23 protein-coding genes and 7 tRNA genes are annotated in these 24,220 nt (G+C 52.2%); 6 read left to right on the top strand and 24 right to left on the bottom strand.

The window, feature by feature from the left end:
* Positions 1-145: 145 nt before the first annotated feature.
* Complete coding sequence (locus WN56_RS10080; protein WP_046074896.1) at positions 146-715, top strand: thiol:disulfide interchange protein DsbA/DsbL; 570 nt, start codon at positions 146-148, stop codon at positions 713-715.
* Here the strand turns inward: WN56_RS10080 and WN56_RS10075 are convergent, their stop codons facing one another.
* Positions 716-2,239 (bottom strand): YifB family Mg chelatase-like AAA ATPase, encoded by a 1,524-nt coding sequence (locus tag WN56_RS10075; RefSeq protein ID WP_046074874.1) that lies wholly within the window; start codon positions 2,237-2,239, stop codon positions 716-718.
* 489 nt (positions 2,240-2,728) lie between these two features.
* Between WN56_RS10075 and ilvG the strand changes: the two genes are divergently transcribed.
* The 5 genes from ilvG to ilvA are packed head-to-tail and all read left to right on the top strand — an operon-like array spanning position 2,729 to position 9,010.
* Complete coding sequence (ilvG, locus tag WN56_RS10070; RefSeq protein ID WP_046074873.1) at positions 2,729-4,375, top strand: acetolactate synthase 2 catalytic subunit; 1,647 nt, start codon at positions 2,729-2,731, stop codon at positions 4,373-4,375.
* Positions 4,372-4,629 (top strand): acetolactate synthase 2 small subunit, encoded by a 258-nt coding sequence (ilvM, locus tag WN56_RS10065; RefSeq protein WP_046074872.1) that lies wholly within the window; start codon positions 4,372-4,374, stop codon positions 4,627-4,629. The genes ilvG and ilvM overlap by 4 nt, the downstream gene beginning before the upstream one ends.
* 18 nt (positions 4,630-4,647) lie before the next feature.
* Complete coding sequence (ilvE, locus tag WN56_RS10060; protein WP_046074871.1) at positions 4,648-5,589, top strand: branched-chain-amino-acid transaminase; 942 nt, start codon at positions 4,648-4,650, stop codon at positions 5,587-5,589.
* A gap of 17 nt (positions 5,590-5,606) precedes the next feature.
* On the top strand, positions 5,607-7,448 hold the full coding sequence (gene ilvD / locus WN56_RS10055) for a dihydroxy-acid dehydratase (protein ID WP_046074870.1): 1,842 nt from the start codon (positions 5,607-5,609) through the stop codon (positions 7,446-7,448).
* Positions 7,449-7,450: 2 nt separating this feature from the next.
* Positions 7,451-9,010: a threonine ammonia-lyase, biosynthetic gene (ilvA, locus tag WN56_RS10050; RefSeq protein WP_046074869.1), complete on the top strand. Its 1,560-nt coding sequence runs from the start codon at positions 7,451-7,453 to the stop codon at positions 9,008-9,010.
* 38 nt (positions 9,011-9,048) lie between these two features.
* Here ilvA and WN56_RS10045 read toward each other — a convergent pair whose 3' ends face one another.
* The 23 genes from WN56_RS10045 to WN56_RS09935 all read right to left on the bottom strand — a co-directional run bounded on the left by WN56_RS10045 (position 9,049) and on the right by WN56_RS09935 (position 24,215).
* Positions 9,049-9,420 carry a helix-turn-helix transcriptional regulator gene (locus WN56_RS10045; protein ID WP_046074868.1) on the bottom strand — a complete coding sequence of 124 codons (372 nt, stop codon included), beginning with the start codon at positions 9,418-9,420 and terminating at the stop codon, positions 9,049-9,051.
* 186 nt (positions 9,421-9,606) lie between these two features.
* Positions 9,607-9,978 (bottom strand): helix-turn-helix transcriptional regulator, encoded by a 372-nt coding sequence (locus WN56_RS10040; RefSeq protein WP_021022741.1) that lies wholly within the window; start codon positions 9,976-9,978, stop codon positions 9,607-9,609.
* 279 nt (positions 9,979-10,257) lie between these two features.
* Positions 10,258-12,096 (bottom strand): glutamine--fructose-6-phosphate transaminase (isomerizing), encoded by a 1,839-nt coding sequence (gene glmS, locus WN56_RS10035; RefSeq protein ID WP_046074867.1) that lies wholly within the window; start codon positions 12,094-12,096, stop codon positions 10,258-10,260.
* A gap of 21 nt (positions 12,097-12,117) precedes the next feature.
* Positions 12,118-12,882 (bottom strand): DeoR/GlpR family DNA-binding transcription regulator, encoded by a 765-nt coding sequence (locus WN56_RS10030; RefSeq protein WP_046074866.1) that lies wholly within the window; start codon positions 12,880-12,882, stop codon positions 12,118-12,120.
* Positions 12,883-13,037: 155 nt separating this feature from the next.
* Positions 13,038-13,122 (bottom strand) — tRNA-Leu (locus WN56_RS10025).
* Between the two features lie 45 nt (positions 13,123-13,167).
* Positions 13,168-13,254 (bottom strand) — tRNA-Leu (locus WN56_RS10020).
* Between the two features lie 41 nt (positions 13,255-13,295).
* Positions 13,296-13,372: transfer RNA gene (locus tag WN56_RS10015), tRNA-Met, on the bottom strand.
* Between the two features lie 9 nt (positions 13,373-13,381).
* Positions 13,382-13,456, bottom strand: a tRNA-Gln gene (locus WN56_RS10010).
* A 35-nt stretch (positions 13,457-13,491) separates the two neighbouring features.
* A tRNA-Leu gene (locus tag WN56_RS10005) sits at positions 13,492-13,576 on the bottom strand.
* A 42-nt stretch (positions 13,577-13,618) separates the two neighbouring features.
* Positions 13,619-13,695, bottom strand: a tRNA-Arg gene (locus WN56_RS10000).
* Between the two features lie 2 nt (positions 13,696-13,697).
* A tRNA-Gln gene (locus WN56_RS09995) sits at positions 13,698-13,772 on the bottom strand.
* Positions 13,773-13,890: 118 nt separating this feature from the next.
* Entirely contained in the window at positions 13,891-15,249 is a 1,359-nt protein-coding gene (gene glmU / locus WN56_RS09990) for a bifunctional UDP-N-acetylglucosamine diphosphorylase/glucosamine-1-phosphate N-acetyltransferase GlmU (RefSeq protein WP_046074865.1), read from the bottom strand.
* Between the two features lie 155 nt (positions 15,250-15,404).
* Positions 15,405-15,827 (bottom strand): F0F1 ATP synthase subunit epsilon, encoded by a 423-nt coding sequence (locus tag WN56_RS09985; protein ID WP_046074864.1) that lies wholly within the window; start codon positions 15,825-15,827, stop codon positions 15,405-15,407.
* 19 nt (positions 15,828-15,846) lie between these two features.
* A complete protein-coding gene (atpD, locus tag WN56_RS09980) occupies positions 15,847-17,250 on the bottom strand; it encodes a F0F1 ATP synthase subunit beta (protein WP_046074863.1) in 1,404 nt (467 codons plus the stop codon).
* 36 nt (positions 17,251-17,286) lie between these two features.
* Complete coding sequence (gene atpG, locus WN56_RS09975; RefSeq protein ID WP_046074862.1) at positions 17,287-18,153, bottom strand: F0F1 ATP synthase subunit gamma; 867 nt, start codon at positions 18,151-18,153, stop codon at positions 17,287-17,289.
* Between the two features lie 46 nt (positions 18,154-18,199).
* Entirely contained in the window at positions 18,200-19,741 is a 1,542-nt protein-coding gene (atpA, locus tag WN56_RS09970; RefSeq protein WP_046074861.1) for a F0F1 ATP synthase subunit alpha, read from the bottom strand.
* Positions 19,742-19,757: 16 nt separating this feature from the next.
* Positions 19,758-20,291 (bottom strand): F0F1 ATP synthase subunit delta, encoded by a 534-nt coding sequence (atpH, locus tag WN56_RS09965; RefSeq protein WP_046074860.1) that lies wholly within the window; start codon positions 20,289-20,291, stop codon positions 19,758-19,760.
* A 15-nt stretch (positions 20,292-20,306) separates the two neighbouring features.
* On the bottom strand, positions 20,307-20,777 hold the full coding sequence (gene atpF / locus WN56_RS09960; protein ID WP_046074859.1) for a F0F1 ATP synthase subunit B: 471 nt from the start codon (positions 20,775-20,777) through the stop codon (positions 20,307-20,309).
* A 52-nt stretch (positions 20,778-20,829) separates the two neighbouring features.
* Positions 20,830-21,081: a F0F1 ATP synthase subunit C gene (gene atpE, locus WN56_RS09955; RefSeq protein ID WP_025672872.1), complete on the bottom strand. Its 252-nt coding sequence runs from the start codon at positions 21,079-21,081 to the stop codon at positions 20,830-20,832.
* 70 nt (positions 21,082-21,151) lie between these two features.
* Positions 21,152-21,940 carry a F0F1 ATP synthase subunit A gene (atpB, locus tag WN56_RS09950; RefSeq protein ID WP_046074858.1) on the bottom strand — a complete coding sequence of 263 codons (789 nt, stop codon included), beginning with the start codon at positions 21,938-21,940 and terminating at the stop codon, positions 21,152-21,154.
* A gap of 8 nt (positions 21,941-21,948) precedes the next feature.
* The gene (locus WN56_RS09945; protein WP_046074857.1) at positions 21,949-22,338 is read right to left on the bottom strand and encodes a F0F1 ATP synthase subunit I; all 390 of its coding nucleotides are present in this window, start codon (positions 22,336-22,338) and stop codon (positions 21,949-21,951) included.
* Between the two features lie 180 nt (positions 22,339-22,518).
* Positions 22,519-23,409, bottom strand: a complete 891-nt coding sequence (locus WN56_RS09940) for a ParB/RepB/Spo0J family partition protein (RefSeq protein WP_046074856.1) — start codon at positions 23,407-23,409, stop codon at positions 22,519-22,521.
* A gap of 8 nt (positions 23,410-23,417) precedes the next feature.
* Complete coding sequence (locus tag WN56_RS09935; RefSeq protein ID WP_046074855.1) at positions 23,418-24,215, bottom strand: ParA family protein; 798 nt, start codon at positions 24,213-24,215, stop codon at positions 23,418-23,420.
* Positions 24,216-24,220: the final 5 nt, after the last annotated feature.

The following is a 24,220-nucleotide window of genomic DNA, read 5'->3' as shown; positions in this document are numbered from 1 at the left end:
TTCAATCATGTTAAAGAAACTGTTTCCTGTGCTACTCATCCTCGGCTTAACCGCCTGCTCTGAGCCTGAGAGCGTGACACAAACGTCATCACAAACCACGCAAACGGCAGAGTCTACCCAAACGCAGTCTGAATCCACCGCGCCTATGGAAGTGGCTGACGCTAAGCCGGGACGCTTTAAGGCAGGGGAAGACTACCAAGTGCTGGACACGCCAGCGACGGATACGCCCACAGTCACTGAGTTTTTCTCCTTCTACTGTCCTCACTGCTATCAATTTGAGCCACTGGTTCAACAGCTCAAACAGCAGGTGCCTGACAACGCCAAAGTGGTGAAAAATCACGTCTCCTTTATGGGCGGGGATATGGGCAGTGTCCTAACCCGTGCATACGCAACCGCCGTGGTACTGAATGCACAAGACACCATTATTCCAGTGATGTTCGATCGCATTCACGTGGCGCAAAACCCACCCAAATCATTGGCCGAGGTGCGCCAACTGTTCGTTGATAACGGCATTGATGGCCAAGAGTTTGATGGTGCTTACAACAGCTTTGCGGCCAACTCAATGGCGAAGCGCTTTGACCAATCGTTCGAAAAAGCGGGCCTGCGCGGCGTGCCTGCCGTGGTCGTCAATGGCAAGTATCATGTCACACCGAAAACCGTGGAAACCCCCGAAGAATACTTTCAGTTGATCAACTTCTTGCTTACCCAAAAGTAATTAGCTGACTTGGGCGTTGAGGTGGCGTAATAAGCCATCCATCGCCCGATACCCCAGCGCCTCAGCAAGGTGAGGACGCTGGATGGTGTCAACATCGGCCAAATCGGCAATGGTTCTCGCCACTTTAATGATCCTATGGTATGCCCGCACAGACAGTCCCAAACGATGCAGGGCTTGTTCTAAAAAAGCGGCATCGGTTTGAGCCAGTTGGCAATGTTGTTCCATTTCTCGATTGCTCAGCAACGCATTAACCTTACCTTGACGCGCCAACATCCTGGCTCGCGCCGCTTCAACTCGGGCTTTTACCACGACCGTTGACTCACCGCGCTCACCACCACTGGAGAGGCTCCCTCTTGGCAGTGCCGGAATATCAATCGACATATCAAACCTGTCCAATAATGGCCCAGACAAACGGGCTAGATAGCGCAAGATTTGCTGTGGGTTTGAGCGCGCGAGCTCTCCTTCATGATGGCCTGTGGGACTGGGGTTTAATGCGCCTATCAGCTGAAAGCGTGCGGGAAAGCGGGTTTTGCCATTGGCGCGGGAGATAATAATCTCCCCCGACTCTAGCGGCTCACGCAGGGCATCAAGCACCCGGCGCTCGAACTCTGGCATCTCATCGAGAAACAGCACCCCATGGTGAGACAAAGAGATCTCTCCCGGGCGCGGAACGGTGCCACCCCCAACCAATGCCGCCATCGAGCTTGAGTGGTGTGGACTACGAAACGGGCGCCGACGCCAGTTTCCTTCATGCAAAGGTTGCTGGGTCAACGACGTGACCGCGGCTGACGCTAATGCCTCTTCATCATTCATAGGCGGGAGCAAATCACACAACCGCGAGGCTAGCATGGTTTTTCCGGTTCCGGGCGGGCCAACAAAAAGCAGATTATGTGAACCACTGGCGGCGATCTCTAGCGCGCGTTTTCCTTGTTGTTGGCCAATAATGTCACGCAAACACCGTGTTGAGGGAGGTTCGGGGGCTTCTACCTGTGTCGCATTCAAACCGAGATTTTGTTGACCAATGAGGTGCTGCGCCACCGCAATCAGATCAGGCGCTGACACATGGCGCTCATTATCCACCAATGCCACCTGGCTGGCGTTATCATCTGGCACCACCAGTGCGCGCTGCGCTTTTTGACAGGCAAGCGCGGCGGGCAAGGCCCCTTTAACCGGCCGTAGCTGTCCGGACAAAGCCAACTCTCCCAAAAACTCGAATTCGTTGAGCCGCTTTTCCGGCAGCTGCCCAGATGCAACCAAGATCCCGAGCGCTATCGGCAAATCAAACCGTCCACCTTCTTTGGGTAAGTCAGCCGGTGCAAGGTTAACGGTGATCCGGCGTGATGGGAACTCAAAGTTCGACGTCACAATTGCACTTCTCACCCTGTCCCGCGCTTCTTTCACCGTGGTTTCAGGCAGCCCCACCAGCGCAAACCCAGGTAAACCGTTAGATATGTGTACTTCTACAGTCACATTCGGTGCTTGCACGCCCACACAGGCTCGACTGTGCACTATCGCTAATGCCATTTTCTCTCCGCGTTACCCTTGTTAACCACTATGAAACCCGACTCTTATAGTGCCGAGCCAATTTATGATTAAGAGTATTTTTTTCTTGTCATGCGAGTGAGGTCTGTGATACCACTACAAATGCACAACAATTAAACACGAGACTCGGCGACAGATCGGGTTCGTGACTGACCTGTAACAAGCAGGCGTAAACAAAAACACAATTAACAAAAAACCCATAAAATGGGCTAACGACAAGAAAAGACAGACAAATGCTTAACTTCGCTATCGTCCTAATTATTCGCCTCATCGTGGTCATTATTCCGCGAGGGGTTTAGGTACGCGAAATACAGCAGCAACATCGCAACCAAGCCCCCGCAACCAACAGGTTCGGGGGCTTTTTTCATTCATGTGGCGACGCCACGCGACAACGGAAGCAACAATGATGGAGAGCGCAGAGACAGATCATTCGCCCGCCTGCCCTCCCCGTTCATACGGGGAGGGACAAGGATGACAGGTGCACAATGGGTTGTGGAAGCCTTACGTAAGCAAGGCGTTGAAACCGTATTTGGGTATCCAGGCGGCGCCATCATGCCTGTGTATGATGCCCTCTATGATGGTGGGGTTGAACATATTTTATGTCGCCACGAACAAGGGGCAGCGATGGCCGCCATCGGGTATGCCCGCGCCAGTGGCCGTCCTGGCGTCTGCCTGGCGACATCGGGACCGGGCGCCACTAACTTAGTCACCGGGCTTGCCGATGCGATGATGGACTCGGTGTCCGTAGTCGCGATCACCGGCCAGGTCGCCAGCCCACTAATAGGGACGGATGCGTTCCAAGAGATTGATGTCCTCGGCTTATCTCTCGCCTGCACCAAACACAGTTTTCTGGTCACCGATCCGGCCGAGCTTACGACGACTTTAGCGCAGGCATTCGAAATAGCACAATCAGGCCGTCCTGGCCCGGTATTGGTGGATATCGCTAAAGATGTGCAACAAGCACTGATCCCAAACACTGAGGCTCAGGTTCATGTTTCACATACTGCCCCTGTCGATAGCCAAGCACTCGAAAAGGCCAATGCGCTTATTCGTACCAGTGAGCGACCTATGGTTTACCTCGGTGGCGGTGTGGTATTGGGTAAAGCCACCGAGGCGTTACGCGATTACTTGGCACGCAGTCAGCTCCCAGTGGTCAGCACACTAAAAGGCTTGGGCACGGTTGAATCAAACTATCCGCATTACCTTGGGATGCTCGGTATGCATGGCACCAAAGCGGCGAACCTCGCGGTGCAGGCGTCCGACTTACTGATTGTGGTTGGCGCACGTTTCGATGACCGGGTGACCGGCAAGCTCGATACCTTCGCCCCTCATGCCAACGTGGTGCACCTTGATATTGATGCGGCCGAAATCAACAAACTGCGCCGCGCGCAAGCACCGGTTTGCGCCCCACTCAATCAAGTACTCCCTGCACTCGCATGCCCTGACACGTCACCGGCATGGCGGGAACAAATTACCGAATGGCAGACCTCGCACGCGTGGCGCTACGACCACCCTGGCGAGGCCATCTATGCACCCGCCTTGCTCAAAAGCTTGTCCGATAGCATGTCCGCAAGCACAGTCGTTGCCACCGATGTGGGCCAACATCAAATGTGGGTCGCGCAACATGTTCGTCCCTCTCAACCCGAGAACCTGCTGACCTCGGCGGGGCTAGGCACCATGGGATTTGGCTTGCCTGCCGCAATGGGCGCCAAAGTAGCCCGTCCCGAGGATGAAGTGGTACTGGTGTCCGGAGATGGCTCATTCATGATGAACGTCCAAGAGCTCGGTACGCTCAAGCGTCGCGGCATCGGGGTAAAAATCATCCTGCTAGATAACCAGCGTTTGGGCATGGTGCGTCAATGGCAACAATTGTTTTTCGAGCAACGCTATAGTGAAACCGACCTGTCTGATAACCCGGATTTTCTCACCCTGGCGCGCGCCTTTGATATTCCTGGGCACAGTATCCAGCGTAAAGATGAGGTCGAGGACGCACTCAACACCTTGATGACACATCAAGGTCCTTATTTGCTGCATGTTGCCATTGATGAAATGGAAAATGTATGGCCGCTGGTACCACCCGGCGCGGCAAACCAACAAATGATGGAGCAAGACTTATGATGCAACACCAGTTTTCTATTCATGCGACCCACAGCCCTGAACTGCTCGAGCGTGTTTTGCGTGTGATCCGTCATCGCGGTTTTACGGTTTGCCAGTTCAACATGTCTTTGCCCGCGGACAACGGCCACGTCATTTTTGATGTCACCGTCGAAAGCCAAAGAGCGATCGAGACCTTGCGACCACAACTGACTAAGCTATGGGATGTGGCTGAGGTCATGATGTCCTCATCCCAGCAACAATCCCTACGCGCATAACCAAAAAGGAAGAAAAGAATGTCGACAAATACCGCTGATTACATTTGGTCTAACGGTGAAATGATCGCTTGGCAGGATGCCACCGTGCACGTACTCACGCACGCCATGCACTACGGCACCTCAGTGTTTGAAGGGATCCGCTGCTATGACACACCGAACGGCCCAGTGGTGTTTCGCCATCGCGAGCACATGCAGCGCTTAAAAGATTCTGCCAAAATTTACCGTTTTCCGATCCCCTACAGCGTCGATGCACTCATGGAAGCGTGCCGTGAAACTTTGCGCGTCAATCAGCTACGCTCTGCCTACATTCGCCCGCTTGGCTTTGTGGGCAATGTAGGCTTAGGGGTCTGCCCGCCACCTGATACACAAATGGATATCATCATCGCCGCCTTTAGCTGGGGGAGCTACTTAGGGGAAGAAGCGCTCGCCCAAGGGGTGGATGCCATGGTGTCGAGCTGGAACCGAGCGGCACCCAATACCATTCCGACTGCGGCCAAAGCCGGCGGGAACTACTTATCTTCTCTGTTGGTAGGTGGTGAAGCCCGTCGTCATGGCTATGCCGAAGGCATTGCCTTGGATGTCCGCGGCTACCTGTCCGAGGGGGCCGGTGAAAACCTCTTTATTATTAAAAACGGCGTGATTAGCACCCCCCCGGCGACCAGCGCCATTTTACCGGGGCTCACGCGTGACGCCATCATCACGCTGGCGAAAGAGAAAGGACTCACCATTTGCGAAGAGCCGATTGCGCGTGAAGCACTGTACCTGGCCGATGAAGTCTTTATGACCGGTACCGCGGCAGAAATTGTGCCTGTGCGTAGCGTCGATCAGATCACCGTCGGTGAGGGTCAACGTGGCCCGATCACCGCCTCACTACAGCAAGCCTTCTTTGGCTTGTTTGATGGTACCACCGAAGACAAATGGGGCTGGCTTGACCCGGTTTACCCAGACCAGAACGCATAAGGCAAAGGAGTCGTAATATGCCAACCTATCGTTCCAAAACTACTACCCACGGTCGCAACATGGCTGGCGCGCGTGCATTGTGGCGCGCTACCGGCGTAAAAGATGATGATTTCGGCAAACCGATTATCGCCGTCGTCAACTCATTTACCCAGTTTGTGCCAGGCCATGTCCATCTCAAAGACATGGGTCAGCTGGTCGCCAAGGAAATCGAAAAAGCAGGCGGCATCGCCAAAGAGTTCAATACCATCGCTGTCGATGATGGTATCGCCATGGGTCATGGCGGCATGCTGTACTCACTGCCTTCCCGTGGGATTATCGCAGACTCGGTCGAGTATATGGTCAATGCCCATTGTGCCGATGCCATGGTCTGTATTTCTAACTGTGACAAAATCACCCCGGGCATGTTGATGGCCTCGATGCGCCTCAATGTCCCGGTGATTTTTGTCTCCGGTGGCCCAATGGAGGCCGGCAAAACCAAGCTGTCCGATCAGATCCTAAAACTCGATCTGGTCGATGCCATGATGCAAGGTGCCAACCCAGATGTGTCCGATGAACAAAGCGAGCAAATTGAGCGCTCCGCGTGTCCCACTTGTGGTTCGTGCTCTGGCATGTTTACCGCCAACTCGATGAACTGTCTCACCGAAGCGCTGGGGCTGAGTCAGCCAGGTAATGGGTCGATGCTCGCCACCCATGCTGACCGTGAGCAGCTATTCATCAACGCCGGTAAACGGATTGTTGCGCTGACTAAGCGCTATTATGAGCAAGACGATGACAGCATCCTGCCGCGTAATATCGCCAACCGCGCCTCGTTTGAAAACGCGATGGCGCTGGATATTGCCATGGGTGGTTCTACCAATACAGTCTTGCACCTACTGGCAGCTGCACAAGAAGGCGACGTCCATTTCGATATGGATGATATTGATCGGATGTCACGCCAAGTGCCTCACCTTTGCAAAGTGGCACCATCGACGCAGCAATATCACATGGAAGATGTGCACCGTGCTGGCGGGGTGATGGGGATCCTCGGTGAGCTTCAGCGCGCTAACCTGCTCAACGTCGAGCAACAAACCGTACTGGGCATGAGCCTCAAAGAACAACTGGCGCAATATGACATTGTACAAACCGATGATGAAGCGATTAAAGCCTTCTATCGCGCCGGGCCAGCGGGCATTCGTACCACCCAAGCCTTCTCGCAAAACTGTCGCTGGGACACCCTGGATGATGATCGCCAATCAGGCTGTATCCGCGCCCATGAACATGCCTTTAGCCAAGATGGTGGCTTAGCCGTGCTACAAGGCAACATCGCGCTCAATGGCTGTATCGTCAAAACCGCTGGGGTCGATGAAAGTATTCTGACCTTCGAGGGGCCAGCTGTGGTGTTTGAAAGTCAAGACCACGCGGTGGAAGCCATCCTCGGTGGTGAAGTCAAAGCCGGTGATGTGGTGGTGATCCGTTACGAAGGGCCGAAAGGGGGACCAGGCATGCAAGAAATGCTCTATCCCACCACCTACTTAAAATCGATGGGATTGGGCAAATCCTGCGCGCTGCTCACCGATGGGCGCTTCTCTGGCGGTACCTCTGGGCTATCCATTGGTCATGTGTCTCCCGAGGCAGCGAACGGCGGCACCATCGCGTTAGTGGAAAACGGTGATCGTATTCGTATTGATATCCCCACCCGCGAAATCAGTCTGCTGGTGGACGAAGCGACACTGGCCACCCGCCGCGCAGACGTGAACGCTCGCGGTTGGAAACCCAAAGACCGCCAACGTCAGGTGTCTTACGCGTTAAAAGCCTATGCCAGCCTCGCCACCAGCGCCGATAAAGGTGCGGTGCGCGATCGTAGTAAATTGGAGGAATAAGCATGCAACAGGCGCAACCCTCAACTGCACAACCGATGGACGGTGCTGATTACCTCAGGGATATCTTGCGCGCGCCTGTTTATGAAGTGGCGATTACCTCGCCTCTTCAAACCATGAAGCGCTTATCTAAGCGCTTCAATAATCAGGTACAGCTCAAGCGTGAAGATCGCCAACCCGTCCACTCGTTTAAATTACGCGGCGCGCATAACATGATGGCACAGCTCACCGAGGCGCAAAAAAAAGCCGGTGTGATTGCGGCATCGGCGGGTAACCATGCACAAGGCGTTGCCTTATCAGGTAGCCGTCTTGGGGTGAAGGCGACCATCGTCATGCCCCGTACAACGCCAGCCATCAAGGTCGACGCGGTACGCGGCTTTGGCGGCCATGTGGTACTGCACGGCAATAATTTCGATGAAGCCAAAGGCATGGCACAACAGCTCGCCGACGAACATGGCTACACCTTTGTGCCACCTTTTGATCATCCCCAAGTGATTGCCGGACAAGGCACTATTGGCTTGGAGCTTGTGCAACAAAATGGTCACCTCGATTATATTTTTCTGCCCGTTGGAGGCGGGGGCATCGCTGCGGGTGTGGCCGTCCTTATCAAACAACTGATGCCCAACATCAAAGTTATCGGGGTAGAAGCGGAGGACTCCGCCTGTCTGCGTGCGGCGTTAGATGCTGGCTTCCCCGTGACCCTTGATCGCGTGGGCACCTTTGCCGACGGTGTAGCAGTGAAACGCATAGGCGATGAGTCTTTCCGGCTTTGTCAGCAGTACTTAGATGACAGCATCACCGTATCGAGTGACGCTATCTGTGCGGCCGTGCAAGACATCTTTGAGGACACGCGGGCTATCTCCGAGCCCTCTGGCGCCTTGGCATTAGCCGGCCTGAAGCAATACGTGGAAAAACACCAACTCAAAGATAAACAGCTTGCGACCGTGTTGTCTGGTGCCAATACCAATTTCCATTCGCTGCGCTACGTCTCTGAGCGCGCGGAACTGGGTGAGAAACGTGAAGGCTTACTGGCTGTCACCATCCCAGAGCAAACCGGTGCCTTTTTCAATTTTTGTCAGATATTGGGCGATCGCGCCGTCACCGAATTCAATTATCGGTATGGCGATGATCATCTCGCCAATATCTTCGTCGGTGTCAGATTACTCGGCGGGCAAGAAGAGTTGGACAATATCTTGCGCGATTTGCGCCAAGCCGGCTATCCGGTCGAAGATTTGTCCGATGATGAAATGGCTAAGGTGCATGTGCGCTATATGATTGGTGGTCGACCATTGGCCAACCTCAGTGAACGGCTTTACAGTTTTGAGTTTCCTGAATACCCGGGAGCATTGCTGCACTTTTTGCAAACCTTGGGCACCCATTGGAACATTAGCCTGTTCAATTATCGTAACCATGGGTCTGACTACGGTCGCGTACTGTGCGGCTTTGAAATTGGCGACAAAGACTTGCTCGCCTTTACTGCCCATTTGCGTGAGCTCGGATATGGCTGGAAAGATGAGACATCGAACCCGGCTTACCGTTTTTTCCTGTCAAAAACCACCGATTAACCCATAACAAAAAGCCCGACATTAATGTCGGGCTTGGTTTATTCGTCTGGCGGCTCTGGGGCCAATGTGACCACATATTCGGCGATCGATAGGGCGTTATCCATCACCGTCTGTCGTGCCATTTGCGGGAGCTGACTCAGCAAGCTCGTCAATGCGGCTAAATCATCACGGTGAGAGAACGCAATGTCTCGCTCGTCCGTTTCGCCATGCACGAACCAATTAAAGGGACGGCCGGTAATATCGGCAATCATGACCAGCGCGAGGATTTTCGGATCCGTCTTCCCCGACTCCATATCCAAATAGGTCTGGCGCGCGACATTCAAACGCTTCGCCATGTCTACTTGGGTTATTTTACTAAATTCCCGTGCTTCACGGATCCGTTGCGCCATGCGCGCGGTCGAAATCACCATGGTTCATGCCTCATTTCTGCTACCCGAGCTGTATTAAACACAGCCCGTCACAACACCAACCCTGCATTATGCATGGCTCGGCAGGCGTATCATGGTGGCGCACACCGATAGTGTGACACTACGCTTTTGATGCCTACCTCAGTAAGCAAGCACTTACCCGCATATCTAGTCGAGCAGGCAGTACTTTTATGCGCGCTGGGCCGCTTTAGAATAGTTCACCAAGAACGAAGCCATGTTCACGCTTTGGTTTAAGATCGCAGTACGGGCTTCGTGCGGTAAGCGAGAGAAATGCTCAAGCAGGCGATTCACGTCTTGCTTATACTGAACATCGTGCATTTCGACATCTTCGTCACCGTAGACAAACCATACCAATGGGCGCTCAGTCAGCTCAGCAATGTTGGACAACATACGAACACGCGGCTCTGTCTTGCCATTTTCGATATCCAAGTAGGTTTGGCGGGCCACATTAAGCAACTTAGCCATTTTTACTTGGGTGATGCCTTTCCACTCACGCGCTTCTTTGATGCGTTTTGCTACTTGGGTTTTAGAGTCAATCATTGCTTCCTCTCTATAACTGGTCGATGTTAGTCGTTATACCCTGAGTATGCACAATGTAGGCCAAGTTATTAGGCACTTATAAAAATCAAAAATATCAATCAGTTAAAACACAGAATGACGTTCTGTTTAATTTTCCAGACGCCATGCCTGAGATTAAATGCAAAATGATTTGCATTTTGCAACAAAACCTATGCAGATCGCATTTTTGTAGAAAGAGGACAGTAATTGATAAAAGATCAACCACGCTCCTGGTCAGAGCGTGGTGATTATTGGGCAGGATTACTCAACCGTCACCGCTTTGGCGAGGTTTCGGGGCTGGTCAACGTCAGTGCCCTTGATTAAGGCTACATGATAAGACAATTGCTGCATCGGCACCGTGTAGAACACGGGGGCGATAATCTCATCAGCATGCGGCATCGCGATAATATTCATTCCCTCCTCGGGTGTGAACCCCGCATCTTGGTCGGCAAACACATAGAGCTGGCCACCGCGGGCACGCACTTCTTCAATGTTTGATTTCAGCTTTTCCAGCAGCTCGTTATTGGGGGCAATCACAATCACTGGCATATCCGCATCAATCAGCGCCAATGGGCCATGTTTAAGCTCACCCGCCGCATAGGCTTCCGCATGAATGTACGAGATCTCTTTTAGCTTGAGCGCGGCTTCAACGGCAATCGGGTAATATTCACCACGTCCCAAAAATAGCGCATGATGCTTGTCGGCAAAGTCTTGGGCAAGTTGCTCAATCGCCTTATCAAAGGTCAGCGCCTGCTCGATACTCGAAGGCAGGTGATGCAAGGCATCGACAATCTCACGTTCTTTATCACGACCAATCGACCCTTGCATTTTGCCCAGCGCGGTGACCAGCATCAGCAGCGCAGACAGCTGGGTGGTAAAGGCCTTGGTCGATGCCACGCCTATTTCTGTCCCTGCTCTAGTCATAAAGGCGAGATCCGACTCTCGTACCAATGAGGAGCCCGCAACGTTACAAATCGCCATAGTCGCCATATAACCACGCTCCTTGGCTAAGCGCAGCGCCGCCAGCGTATCGGCCGTTTCGCCAGACTGTGACAAGGTGATCAGCACGCTATTTGGACGAGTGACAAACTGGCGATAGCGAAACTCCGAGGCAATCTCCACATCACAACTGACCCCTGCCAGCGACTCAAACCAATATCGCGCCACCATGCCCGCATTATACGAGGTGCCACAAGCGATAATTTGAATGTGCTGCGCTTTGGCGAGGATATCACTGGCCCCATTGCCAATTGCCTCGACAATCACATGATCGCTGCCCAAGCGGCCTTCCATGGTATTGGTGAGTGCCGTTGGCTGCTCATAAATCTCTTTTTGCATATAGTGGCGATATTGGCCTTTATCCGCCGCATCGTATTGAGCACTGGCTTCATGCACCTCACGTTCCACCGGTGTGCCTTCTTGATTATAAATGGTCACCTCGCGGCGAGAGATATCGGCCACATCGCCTTCTTCGAGATAGATGAAACGACGCGTGACATTGAGCAGCGCCAACTGATCAGAGGCGAGAAAGTTTTCGCCAATCCCCAAACCAATCACTAATGGGCTTCCCGAACGCGCAGCAATCAAGCGCTCAGGCTGAGTTTTATCCATCACCACAGTACCGTAAGCGCCCTCGAGCTGGGTGACTGTACGTTGGAATGCTTCAAGTAAATCAGAGGTTTGCTTAAGCTCCCAATCAACCAAATGCGCAATCACTTCAGTATCGGTTTGTGAGTGGAATTGATAGCCTCGCGCTTGCAGCTGTTCACGCAGCGTTTGGTGGTTTTCAATAATGCCATTGTGTACCACTGCAATCGTCTCGCCAGACATATGTGGGTGGGCATTCACTTCACTGGGCTCGCCATGGGTGGCCCAACGTGTGTGTGCGATACCGGTACCACCGGTAGGATTCGTCTCGGTCACCGCATCTGACAACGCGGCCACTTTACCAAGACGACGCACACGTGTGAGCTGCCCGGTTGCTGAATCAGTGATCGCGACCCCGGCCGAGTCATAACCGCGATACTCAAGGCGACGCAACCCCTCTACTAAAATCTCGGCGACATCACGCTGCGCGACCGCCCCTACAATTCCACACATAGTCTTTCCTTACTGGTCTTATTACTGGTCAGCACAGATCACATCTATGCCGGTTTGTTCTATGGCGTGTTTAAGATCATCGTCAAGCGAACTGTCGGTGATCAGGGTATCGATGCTTGACCACGCAAGCTCTAGATTGGGGATCCGACGGCCAATTTTTTCCGACTCAATCATCACCACCACTTCTCGTGCGACCTCCGCCATCACCCGCGTCAGGCCCGTCATTTCGTTAAAGGTCGTGGTACCCCGTGCCACATCAATGCCATCGGCACCGACAAAAAGCTGATCAAAGTCGTACGCTCGCAAGGTTTGTTCGGCCACTTGGCCTTGAAACGATTCAGAATGGGTGTCCCAGGTCCCCCCAGTCATCAATAGCGTTGGCTCATGTTCCAGTTCACGTATCGCGTTGGCGACCTGTAGCGAGTTGGTCATAACCACAAGACCACGCTTCTTATTCAGTAAAGGGATCAAAGCGGCCGTGGTGGTACCACTGTCGACCACAATCCGGTTATGGTCACGAATGCGCGCAGCGGCCGCATCGGCAATACTTTGCTTTTGTTTCGATACCTTGACCGCGTGCTCCGACACCATTTCTTGTGGCACGGGGACTGCACCGCCATAACGGCGCAGTAACAAGCCATTCTTCTCAAGCTCCGCCAAGTCTTTACGGATCGTCACTTCTGAGGTTTCAAAGCGTTGCGAGAGCGCATCAACACTCACTTGGCCTTGCTCGGTCAATAAACTGACGATGGTATGGCGACGTTGTTGGGTATTTCGTTTCGACATATAACAACCAAAGTTTCGATTCGAAACTTATGGTAGAGCAAACAAAACAAAGATCAAGATAACGCGGCTAAAAGTGTGGCAAAACAAAGAAGAGGAGGGTTCAGCGTAGGGCAATAACGAAAAAAGCCCACCAGCAAATGCTGATGGGCTTGATATGGTGCGGAAGGAGAGACTTGAACTCTCACACCTTGCGGCGCCAGAACCTAAATCTGGTGCGTCTACCAATTCCGCCACTTCCGCAAATTTGTATGATAGATCGGCGGGCGGGCCGAGTATCAATTGTCTTGGTGCGGGGGGAGGGACTTGAACCCTCACGTCCTTTCGGACACTAGCACCTGAAGCTAGCGCGTCTACCAATTCCGCCACCGCCGCAAATCGGTGCGATTTACTGCGTTAGCAACAAATCGGAATAATGGTGGCTACGACGGGATTCGAACCTGTGACCCCATCATTATGAGTGATGTGCTCTAACCAACTGAGCTACGTAGCCAACCTAAAGTGGCTGGGGTACCAGGATTCGAACCTGGGAATGACGAGATCAAAACCCGTTGCCTTACCGCTTGGCGATACCCCAATTTTCATGCCGCTAAATGCCACATGTTTAAATAATGGTGCGGAAGGAGAGACTTGAACTCTCACACCTTGCGGCGCCAGAACCTAAATCTGGTGCGTCTACCAATTCCGCCACTTCCGCATTCCAAGTTGTTCATCTGACTTCATGGTAGCTGAAGAAAGATGGCGCGTCCGGGAGGATTCGAACCTCCGACCGCCTGGTTCGTAGCCAGGTACTCTATCCAGCTGAGCTACGGACGCGTTGGCTGGGGTACCAGGATTCGAACCTGGGAATGACGAGATCAAAACCCGTTGCCTTACCGCTTGGCGATACCCCAACTGAGGCGCGCATAATAGGCTGGTTTTTATCGGGAGTCAATACCTGATTTTACCAACCGCACAACTTTTCGCCTTTCAAGCTAAAAAGCCGCCTGCGCGCGCTCAACCATCAGTATTCTACTTTTTTTTCGGCCGTTGCCAAGCGTCAATTGTCCTTGGTTTAGCACGAGTGATGATAAGTTGACCATCGGCGACATCTTTGCTGATGGTGCTGCCAGCCCCAACGGTCACCCCTTCGCCGATCACCACAGGTGCCACCAGCTGAGAGTCCGAACCAATAAAGGCGTTATCTTTAATCACGGTTTTATGTTTATTGGCACCATCGTAATTACAGGTGATCACGCCGGCACCAATGTTCACGCCGCGGCCAACGTCGGTATCACCCAGGTAAGTCAGATGATTGGCTTTCGAGCCTTCGCCTAAGCGAGACTTTTTCATCTCGACAAAGTTGCCCACGTGGGCATCGCGCGCCATCTCGGCGCCCGGACGCAGCCGTGTGAACGGACCAACGGTACAATCCTCACCGACGCTAGCCCCTTCTATCACGCTATACGGACGTACCAATGTATTATCATCAACCTCGCAATCAATCAGTACGCTCCCGGCCCCGATGGTCACGTTATCCCCTAAGGTGACATTGCCTTCGATGATCACGTTAGCGTCGATGGTGACATCCTGCCCGCATTGCAGCTGGCCACGCAAGTCAAAACGCGCAGGGTCTTTGAGCATCACACCACTGAGTAATAGCTGTTCAGCCTGCATTTTTTGGTATTCACGCTCAAGGCGTGAAAGCTGCAGGCGGTTATTCACCCCTTCCACTTCCACCGCATTCACAGGGTGAACCGCTTGAATCGAGCGGCCTTGTTGATGTGCCAGGGCAATCACATCAGTGAGATAAAACTCGCCTTGTGCATTGTGGTTATCAAGTTGCGATAACCAATGCCGCAAGTCACGTCCGGTGGCCACCAGCACACCGGTATTGATTTCAGTGATGGCAAGCTGGCTGTCAGTCGCGTCTTTTTGCTCAACAATCGCCACCACTTCCCCGTTTTCACGGACAATACGGCCGTAGCCAGTCGGATCGTCCTGATGCACGGTTAATAGACCAATCCCACCTTCAGGCTGCCCTTCGAGCAAACGCGAGAGGGTTTGCTCTGAAATCAAAGGGACATCGCCGTAGAGCACCAATACTTGCTCATCATCCGCGAAGTGCGGCGCCGCTTGTTGCACGGCATGGCCGGTGCCCAATTGATCCGCTTGCAAGCACCAGTTCACCGGTGAGTGCGCTAAAACGCGCTGCATAGTGTCGCCACCATGGCCATAAACCAAATGGATTTGCGAAGCGCCGAGGCCGTGACAAGTGTCAATAACGTGCTCAACCATAGGCTTACCCGCCAAGGTATGAAGCACCTTAGGGGTTTGTGAATACATGCGCGTGCCCTTACCGGCCGCGAGAATAACTGCACTGTATTGCATAGTCTTTCCGTGATAAAAGAGAAGGTTGTCTATTAAGTTGCCCTTAGTGTAACGCGTTTTAGGTGTCGCGCGAATCGCAGACTACAAGGTGGTCTTTGCAGGCAATAAAAAAGCGACGCCGAAGCGTCGCTTTTATTCTCACCGTAAGTGCCTGATTAACGCTTGTGCTTGGTCAGCTCGATCACTCGAAGCTTCGCAATCGCCTTAGCCAGGTCACTGGCCGCTTGAGCAAAGTCGACGTCTTTATGCTGATTGTGGATTTTATCCTCAGCGCGGCGCTTCGCTTCTTCCGCCTTAGCTTGGTCCAGTTCTTCACCACGAATTGCGGTGTCAGCCAGCACAGTCACTGTGCCAGGCTGCACTTCAAGCGTGCCACCAGAAAGATAAATAATCTCTTCGCTACCGCCTTGTTTGACGATGCGAACCATGCCAGGCGTGATAGCGGTCAGCAGCGGTGTGTGTCCTGCGTGAATACCCAGTTCACCTTCGCTACCGGTCACCTGAATATGCTCAGCACGACCAGAGAACAATTGTCGCTCTGCACTGACCACATCCAGATGGAAGGTTATCGCTGCCATATCGCCTCCTACTCAAGCCTTACAGGTTTTTCGCTTTTTCGAGCACTTCTTCGATGCTACCGCAGTACAGGAATGCCTGCTCTGGGATGTCATCGTACTCACCACTGAGCAGGCCTTTGAAGCTTGCAATGGTATCTTTTAGCGAAACATAAACACCTGGCTGGCCGGTGAAGACTTCGGCGACGTGGTAAGGCTGCGTCAAGAAACGCTCAATCTTACGTGCACGTGCAACCGTCAGCTTATCTTCTTCAGACAGCTCATCCATACCTAGGATAGCAATGATGTCTTTCAGCTCTTTATAGCGCTGAAGGACAGACTGCACGCCACGAGCCACGTCATAATGGTCTTGACCAACCACCAATGGGTCCAACATACGTGAGGTTGAATCCAGTGGGTCAATCGCCGGGTACATACCCATCGACGCGATGTTACGCGACAATACAACCGTTGCATCCAAGTGGGCAAAGGTGGTGGCGGGTGACGGGTCAGTCAAGTCATCCGCAGGAACGTAAACCGCCTGTACCGAGGTGATAGAACCGGTACGGGTTGAGGTAATACGCTCTTGCAGAACACCCATCTCTTCAGCCAGTGTTGGCTGGTAACCTACTGCCGATGGCATACGACCCAACAGGGCAGATACTTCGGTACCGGCAAGGGTGTAACGATAGATGTTATCGATGAACAGCAGTACATCACGGCCATCATCACGGAATTTTTCCGCCATGGTTAGGCCAGTCAGTGCGACACGCAGGCGGTTACCTGGTGGCTCGTTCATCTGACCATAGACCATGGCCACTTTTGACTCTTCGGGATTCTCAATGTTTACAACACCGGCTTCCTGCATTTCGTAGTAGAAGTCGTTACCCTCACGAGTACGCTCACCGACACCAGCGAATACAGACAGACCTGAGTGTTGCAGTGCGATGTTGTTGATAAGCTCCATCATGTTAACGGTCTTACCGACACCCGCACCGCCAAACAGACCGATTTTACCGCCTTTGGCAAACGGACAGATAAGGTCGATAACCTTAACGCCGGTTTCCAAAAGCTCGGTCGCGCTCGACTGATCTTCATAGCTTGGCGCTTCACGGTGGATAGAGTAACGCTCTTTCTCACCGAGATCGCCACGCTCATCAATCGCGTCACCCAAGACGTTGACGATACGCCCCAGCGTGGCTTCACCCACAGGGACTTCGATTGCTTTACCTGTATTTTCTACTTCGATTCCACGACGCAGACCATCAGATGAGCCCATTGCGATGGCACGGATAACGCCACCACCAAGCTGCTGCTGAACTTCCAGCACCAGACGCTCGCCTTCACGTTTCACATTCAACGCATCGTATACCTTAGGTACGGCGTCTTGTGGAAACTCTACGTCGACTACCGCACCGATGATCTGAACGATCTTACCTGTAGCCATCGTTATTCCTCTAAACTAGTTCGTTAACCCTTGCCTTTACACCGCGCTTGCGCCAGAAACAATTTCTGACAACTCTTGGGTGATTGCAGCCTGACGGGCTTTGTTGTAAACCAATTGCAGATCATCAATCAGATTCCCCGCATTATCGGTCGCAGCTTTCATTGCCACCATACGTGCCGCTTGCTCACTGGCGAGGTTCTCTACCACACCTTGATACACTTGCGATTCGGCATAGCGAACCAACAAGGTATCGAGCAACGGCTTCGGCTCAGGTTCATAGATATAATCCCAAGCGTGGCTGCGCTGCATCTCCTCGTCGTCTGACTTTGGCAAAGGCAGCAATTGATCGATCACTGGGGTCTGCACCATGGTGTTTTCAAACTTATTGAAAACCAGGTACAAGCGGTCCAGCTCACCTTCATCATATTTTTTCAGCATCACCCCAACAGTACCGATGAGGTCTTCCAGTACTGGGGTGTCACCCAGGCCAGAAGTTTGTGCCACTACATTGCCGCCGTAGCTGTTAAAGAAAGCGGTGGCTTTCGCCCCAACCAGTGCCATGTCGATTTCGGCACCTTTTTGGCTCCAGCTTTCCATATCGTTGATGACACTTTTGAACAAGTTAATGTTCAGGCCACCACACAGTCCGCGGTCAGTAGAAATGATGATGTAACCAACGCGCTTGGCTTCCCGCTCTTCCAAATAGGGATGGCGGTACTCCAAGTTACCCAGTGCAAGATGACCGATCACTTTGCGCATAGTGACAGCGTATGGACGTGACGACTCCATGGCTTCTTGCGTTTTACGCATTTTGGAGGCTGCCACCATTTCCATCGCTTTAGTGATCTTCTGTGTGTTTTTCACACTTCCGATCTTATTACGAATCTCTTTTGCGCCGGCCATAGTTACTCTCCATTAGTGGGCGACCACCGAAGTGGTCACCTACGTGTTACCAAGTCTGGGTCGCTTTGAAGTCATCCAACAGCTTTTTCAGCTGTGCTTCAACGTCATCGTTGTAAGCACCAGACTCTTCAATTTGAGCAGCCAGGTCAGCGTACTGGCTCTTCGCAAAGGCCAGTAGGGAACGTTCAAAGTCACCGATCTTGTTCAGCTCAACGTCTTCCAAGTAGCCTTTCTCAGCCGCAAAGATCACCAACGCCTGCTCAAACACAGACATAGGTGCATATTGCATCTGCTTCATCAGCTCGGTCACTTTCTGACCGTGATCCAATTGCTTCTTGGTCGCGTCATCCAGATCAGAAGAGAATTGCGCAAAGGCCGCCAATTCACGATATTGTGCAAGGGCTGTACGAATACCGCCTGACAATTTCTTCATGATCTTGGTTTGTGCAGAACCACCCACACGCGACACCGAAATGCCTGGGTCAACCGCTGGGCGAATACCCGCGTTAAACAGCTCGGTTTGTAGGAAGATCTGACCGTCGGTGATCGAGATAACGTTAGTCGGTACGAACGCCGATACGTCACCGGCTTGGGTTTCAATGATAGGCAGCGCCGTCAATGAACCGGTTTTGCCTTTCACTTCACCTTGTGTGAACTCTTCCACATAGTGGGCGTTAACACGTGCCGCACGCTCAAGAAGACGTGAGTGCAAGTAGAAAACATCACCCGGGAAAGCTTCGCGGCCCGGTGGACGACGTAGCAATAGTGAGATCTGACGGTATGCAACAGCCTGTTTAGACAGGTCATCGTAGACAATCAGCGCATCTTCACCGCGGTCACGGAAGTACTCACCCATTGCACAACCCGCGTAAGGCGCGAGGTACTGCAATGCTGCGGCTTCAGACGCTGATGCCACCACCACAATGGTGTTTTTCAGTGCATCATGTTCTTCCAGCTTGCGCACCACGTTAGCAATGGTCGAGGCTTTCTGACCAATCGCCACATAGATGGAGTAGATACCCGAGTTTTTCTGGTTAATGATCGCATCGATCGCCAACGCCGTTTTACCGGTTTGGCGGTCACCGATGATCAGCTCACGCTGGCCTCGGCCGATAGGGATCATCGAGTCAACCGCTTTGTAGCCGGTTTGCACTGGCTGATCAACGGATTGACGTGCGATAACACCTGGGGCGATCACTTCGACTGGCGACGTGGTTTTTGCCTCAATAGGGCCTTTACCATCAATCGGCTCACCCAGGGTGTTTACCACGCGGCCCAATAGTTCAGGACCTGTTGGTACTTCAAGGATACGGCCTGTGCCGGTCACCTTCATGCCTTCTTGCAGGTCCGAGTAAGGACCCATCACAACCGCACCCACTGAGTCACGCTCAAGGTTCAATGCAAGTGCATAGCGGTTGCCAGGCAGTTCAATCATTTCACCTTGCATCGCATCAGCAAGGCCGTGAATGCGAATGATACCGTCGCTGACTGACACGATGGTACCTTCGTTGCGCGCTTCACTCACAACGTCGAATTTCTCGATGCGTTGTTTGATCAAATCGCTAATTTCCGTGGAATTAAGTTGCATGCTCCAATTCCCCAAATCAAGACTGCAATGCATCGCTCAGGCGGCGCATACGGCCACTTACTGAGTTATCGATGACCAAGTCTCCAGCTCGAATAATAACCCCGGCAACCAGGGTTTCGTCTACACTACAGTTCAGCTTTACTTTGCGCTCAAGACGCGCGGCGAGCTTGTCACTGATGGCTTGTTGTTGCTCTTCGGAAAGAGCCGTCGCTGAAATCACTTGAACTTCAACTTCTTTTTCCAGTTCCAGACGCATCGCTAGGAACTGCTCACAAACCTCAGGAAGAGCTTTTAAGCGCTTGTTTTCGGCCATCACCTTAATCAGGTTTTGACCAAAATCATTGAGCTGATCACCGCCAACTGTGATGAACATCTCTGCCAATGTGTCAGCAGAGAAAGAGGCATCCAACATATGTTGAACACGTTCATCACGGGCAATCTCAGCAGTAAAGGCGAGCATTTCAGCCCATTGAGCTAACTCGCCTTTTTCTACCGCAAAATCAAAGGCTGCTTTCGCGTAGGGGCGAGCGAGTGTTGTCAGTTCAGACATTGCTGCCCCTCCTTGTTACAGTTCTGCAGTGATTTTATCGAGAAGATCTTTATGAGCATTCTCGTCAATAGAGCGCTCAATAATTTTCTCGGCACCAATAACAGCGAGCGATGCAACTTGCTTACGCAGCTCATCGCGAGCACGGTTACGCTCGGCTTCTAGCTCGGCTTTACCCTGATTGAGGATATTGTCGCGCTCAGCAGCCGCTTCTGCACGTGCCTCATCGAGGATTTGTGCTTTGCGCTTATTGGCCTGCTCGATAATGTCAGTTGCGTTGCGCTTCGCTTCTTTCAATTGATCAGAAGCATTCGCCTGGGCCAAATCCAGGTCTTTGGCGGCGCGATCAGCCGCCGCGAGACCGTCAGCGATTTTTTTCTGACGTTCTTCAATCGCTTGCATCAATGGTGGCCATACATATTTCATGCAGAACCACACAAAGATAGTGAACGCGATTGCCTGGCCTAGCAGAGTTGCGTTGATATTCACAACGGCGCCTCCTTAATCATAAGCTAAAGGGTCTGTTCAGCTATTAGCCAGTTTACAGTTGACCTACGAATGGGTTCGCGAACGTGAACAGCAGTGCGATTACGATACCGATCATTGGAACCGCATCAAGAAGACCCGCGATGATGAACATCTTAACTTGCAGCATAGGAGCCATCTCAGGTTGACGTGCTGCACCTTCAAGGAATTTACCACCCAGCAGGGCGAAACCAATCGCAGTACCAAGGGAAGCAAGACCTACAATGATGCCCACGGCAATTGCAGAAAAGCTCAATAAAGTTTCCATCACTATCTCCAGTTTTCGTTGTCGGCTTTGAGCCAATAATGACTAACAAATTGCTTTCTAAAAAATGTCATCAATGATCTGAGTCTTCGTGTGCCTGCGAGAGATACACGATGGTCAACATCATAAAGACAAAGGCTTGAATCGTAATGACTAGAATGTGGAATATTGCCCACGGCACAGAGCCCAGCCATTGCGCCCACCACGGCAACAACGCCGCGATAAGAATAAATACCACCTCACCGGCAAACATGTTACCGAACAGACGCATCCCGAGTGAAATAGGCTTCGCCAGCAGCGAAACTATCTCCAACAGGAGGTTGAACGGAATCATGATAGGGTGATTGAACGGGTGTAGCGCCAGCTCTTTGGCAAAGCCACTCACACCTTTAATCTTGATGCTGTAGAAAATCATCAAGAAGAACACGCCCAGCGCCATCGCAAGGGTGATATTTACGTCTGCAGTTGGCACCACTTTCAAGTAAGGAATGCCTAACCAGTGTTCCGCCGGATACGGTAGAAAATCGATAGGGATTAAGTCCATCGTATTCATCAAGAATATCCAGACGAAGATAGTCAGGGCCAAAGGTGCGATCAGTGGATTTCGTCCATGGAAGGTTTCGCGGACGTTGTCATCAACGAACTCAACCAAGATCTCAACGAAGCACTGAAACTTACCCGGGACACCTGTCGATGCTTTCTTTGCCACCGATCGGAAAAGGCCTAGGAAGACAATACCGATGAGGACAGAGAAAAACAGGCTATCAATGTGAACCGCCCAAAACCCCTCACCGCTTGACAAGTGTGTCAGGTGGTGAGTGATATAGCCAGACGGTGTAAGCGCATCACCTGACGCAGCCATAACTCATCCTATTTGTTGTTGTTAATGAATAAAACTGGCGCGAGGATATTAACCCCTAATGCCAGCAAATAGGCCAGTTTGAGGGGAAGCAATTCCACCTCGACATACAGGTAAGCAAGGACAAACAAGACGACAGTCAGTGAAATTTTCAACACTTCACCGCTAAAGAAGGACGCAACTACGAATTTCGCAGCTCTTGCCCCACTAAAAAGGAAAGCACACGCCGCAAAGGCAGCATTGGCAACCACAAAGATGCCCCCACCGATCAGCGCGGATTTTCCCCAGTCGACATTGATAGCAAGCGCCATCACGATTGCCGTTGCTAATACGACGCCAGCTTGCAAAAGCACCAATTTTGTCGCGATTTCACGACCCGGCCGCGCGAGCGTCGATACCATGTATTTGTTCCTCGATTCCGTTCCACTTAGCACTGTTGCCGTGCTGGGAAAACAGCAAAAATTATACGTTTCGCCCCAACTAATGCAATCGCATCGATGTAAAAAAGCGGGGAAAATTTTACAACAGAGTAACCTGATCACAGTAAGCGCTTTTATGTAACAAAAAGCGAATGGCATAGGTCACATTTCTTCGTCGAAAATTGCAAGAATTTGCGCTAATTTTTCAGATTCTTCAAAATTAATCACCAATTTCCCACTACCGTTTTTCTGTTGTGTTAACGCGACACTGGCTCCTAGCTTATCGCCAAGTCGTTGCTGGAGCGCTTCGACTTCAGGTGATAATTTAGGCTTTTCCGTTTCAACAGGAGGCGAAAGCATCTTTTTTACTAGTTTTTCTATCTGGCGAACCGTCATCTTTTTATTGACGGCGGTCAGCGCCGCATCGATTTGTGCGTCGCCTTCGAGCGCCAGCAGGGCACGTGCGTGACCCATCTCGAGTTGTTTGTTAAGCAGCAATTGCCGCACACCGGACTCCAATCCATTTAACCTAAGTAGATTACTAATGGTGGCCCGAGATTTACCGAGTGACTCCGCCAACTGTTGGTGAGTCAGTTCAAATTCGTCAACTAAGCGCGCGAGTGCCTGGGCTTCTTCCATCGCATTCAGGTTCTCGCGCTGGATATTCTCAATCAAGGCGACCGCACTGGCGACCTTATCGCTCATCTCGCGCACCAAGCAGGGAACATTGTTAAGCCCTGCTTGCTTAGCGGCACGCCAGCGACGCTCACCGGCAATGATTTCATAGCGCCCGGCTGCCACTTGACGGACAACCAAAGGCTGAATAATACCTTGCGCGCGGATGGACTCGGTTAACTCTTCCAGTGCCTCCTCAGCCATATCTTGACGTGGCTGATACTGACCTGGCTCCAACGCAGTAACGGGCAACTGCTGTAATTCGCTGTTACTCGTATTGGTGGACTCAGGGGAAGCTTGGGTGGATGACTGTGCATGTGCACTGGTCGCCAACAAGGCATCCAGGCCCTTTCCAAGACCGCGTTTCGCTGAATTCATTGTTTTCCTCAGGCATTGACAGCGTCTGGCGAGGAGCGTGCTTGCTCTTCGCGACGCAGGATTTCACCCGCAAGGGCGAGGTAGGCTTTGGCACCGCTCGATAATTTGTCGTAGTACATGGCGGGTCGGCCATGACTTGGCGCTTCCGCAAGCCGCACGTTGCGAGGAATCACGGTACGATACACCTTATCACCGAAGTGTTTTTTGATCTGATCCGATACTTCGGTCGCTAATCGGTTACGCGGATCGTACATGGTGCGCAGCACCCCTTCCACGTGAAGCTCAGCATTGACCACACTGGCAAGCTTGCTGATGGTATCCATCAATGCCGTTAATCCCTCCAGGGCAAAGTACTCACACTGCATGGGAACCAACACAGAGTTGGCAGCGGTCATTGCGTTAATTGTCAGCAAGTTGAGCGAAGGTGGGCAATCAATAAAAATATAATCATAGCGATCCACCACCGGCTCAAGCATGGTGCGCAGGCGAACTTCGCGAGCGAATACTTCCATCAGCTTAATTTCAGCGGCGGTCACGTCGCCATTGGCGGCAATCAGGTGATAGCTGCCTGCCGTGTCTTCCACCACGACTTGCTCAAACGGTGTGTCTTCAATTAAGAGGTCGTAGGCAGTGGCATGCACATCGTATTTATCCACCCCACTGGCCATGGTCGCGTTGCCCTGTGGGTCTAAATCAATCAGTAGCACTTTGCGATTGGTGGCAGCCAGTGACGCTGCAAGATTGACACTGGTGGTGGTTTTCCCCACGCCGCCTTTCTGGTTTGCTACCGCGATAACTTTACCCACGTGCT

It is taken from the genome of Salinivibrio sp. KP-1, from assembly GCF_000968645.1.
Lineage (GTDB): Bacteria > Pseudomonadota > Gammaproteobacteria > Enterobacterales > Vibrionaceae > Salinivibrio > Salinivibrio siamensis.
This window is presented reverse-complemented; position numbering and strand designations above follow the sequence as displayed.

Coding starts and splice junctions, on each gene's coding strand:
- glmU (WP_046074865.1), bottom strand. CDS start 15,249: ATGCAATACAGTGCAGTTATTCTCGCGGCCGGTAAGGGCACGCGCATG.
- WN56_RS10045 (WP_046074868.1), bottom strand. CDS start 9,420: ATGGTGATTTCGACCGCGCGCATGGCGCAACGGATCCGTGAAGCACGG.
- WN56_RS10075 (WP_046074874.1), bottom strand. CDS start 2,239: ATGGCATTAGCGATAGTGCACAGTCGAGCCTGTGTGGGCGTGCAAGCA.
- atpG (WP_046074862.1), bottom strand. CDS start 18,153: ATGGCCGGCGCAAAAGAGATTCGTAATAAGATCGGAAGTGTGAAAAAC.
- WN56_RS10080 (WP_046074896.1), top strand. CDS start 146: ATGGAAGTGGCTGACGCTAAGCCGGGACGCTTTAAGGCAGGGGAAGAC.
- WN56_RS10030 (WP_046074866.1), bottom strand. CDS start 12,882: ATGTCGAAACGAAATACCCAACAACGTCGCCATACCATCGTCAGTTTA.
- atpB (WP_046074858.1), bottom strand. CDS start 21,940: ATGGCTGCGTCAGGTGATGCGCTTACACCGTCTGGCTATATCACTCAC.
- glmS (WP_046074867.1), bottom strand. CDS start 12,096: ATGTGTGGAATTGTAGGGGCGGTCGCGCAGCGTGATGTCGCCGAGATT.
- atpA (WP_046074861.1), bottom strand. CDS start 19,741: ATGCAACTTAATTCCACGGAAATTAGCGATTTGATCAAACAACGCATC.
- ilvD (WP_046074870.1), top strand. CDS start 5,607: ATGCCAACCTATCGTTCCAAAACTACTACCCACGGTCGCAACATGGCT.
- ilvM (WP_046074872.1), top strand. CDS start 4,372: ATGATGCAACACCAGTTTTCTATTCATGCGACCCACAGCCCTGAACTG.
- atpH (WP_046074860.1), bottom strand. CDS start 20,291: ATGTCTGAACTGACAACACTCGCTCGCCCCTACGCGAAAGCAGCCTTT.
- WN56_RS09940 (WP_046074856.1), bottom strand. CDS start 23,409: ATGAATTCAGCGAAACGCGGTCTTGGAAAGGGCCTGGATGCCTTGTTG.
- atpD (WP_046074863.1), bottom strand. CDS start 17,250: ATGGCTACAGGTAAGATCGTTCAGATCATCGGTGCGGTAGTCGACGTA.
- ilvA (WP_046074869.1), top strand. CDS start 7,451: ATGCAACAGGCGCAACCCTCAACTGCACAACCGATGGACGGTGCTGAT.
- ilvG (WP_046074873.1), top strand. CDS start 2,729: ATGACAGGTGCACAATGGGTTGTGGAAGCCTTACGTAAGCAAGGCGTT.
- atpE (WP_025672872.1), bottom strand. CDS start 21,081: ATGGAAACTTTATTGAGCTTTTCTGCAATTGCCGTGGGCATCATTGTA.
- WN56_RS09945 (WP_046074857.1), bottom strand. CDS start 22,338: ATGGTATCGACGCTCGCGCGGCCGGGTCGTGAAATCGCGACAAAATTG.
- WN56_RS09985 (WP_046074864.1), bottom strand. CDS start 15,827: ATGGCAGCGATAACCTTCCATCTGGATGTGGTCAGTGCAGAGCGACAA.
- WN56_RS10040 (WP_021022741.1), bottom strand. CDS start 9,978: ATGATTGACTCTAAAACCCAAGTAGCAAAACGCATCAAAGAAGCGCGT.
- ilvE (WP_046074871.1), top strand. CDS start 4,648: ATGTCGACAAATACCGCTGATTACATTTGGTCTAACGGTGAAATGATC.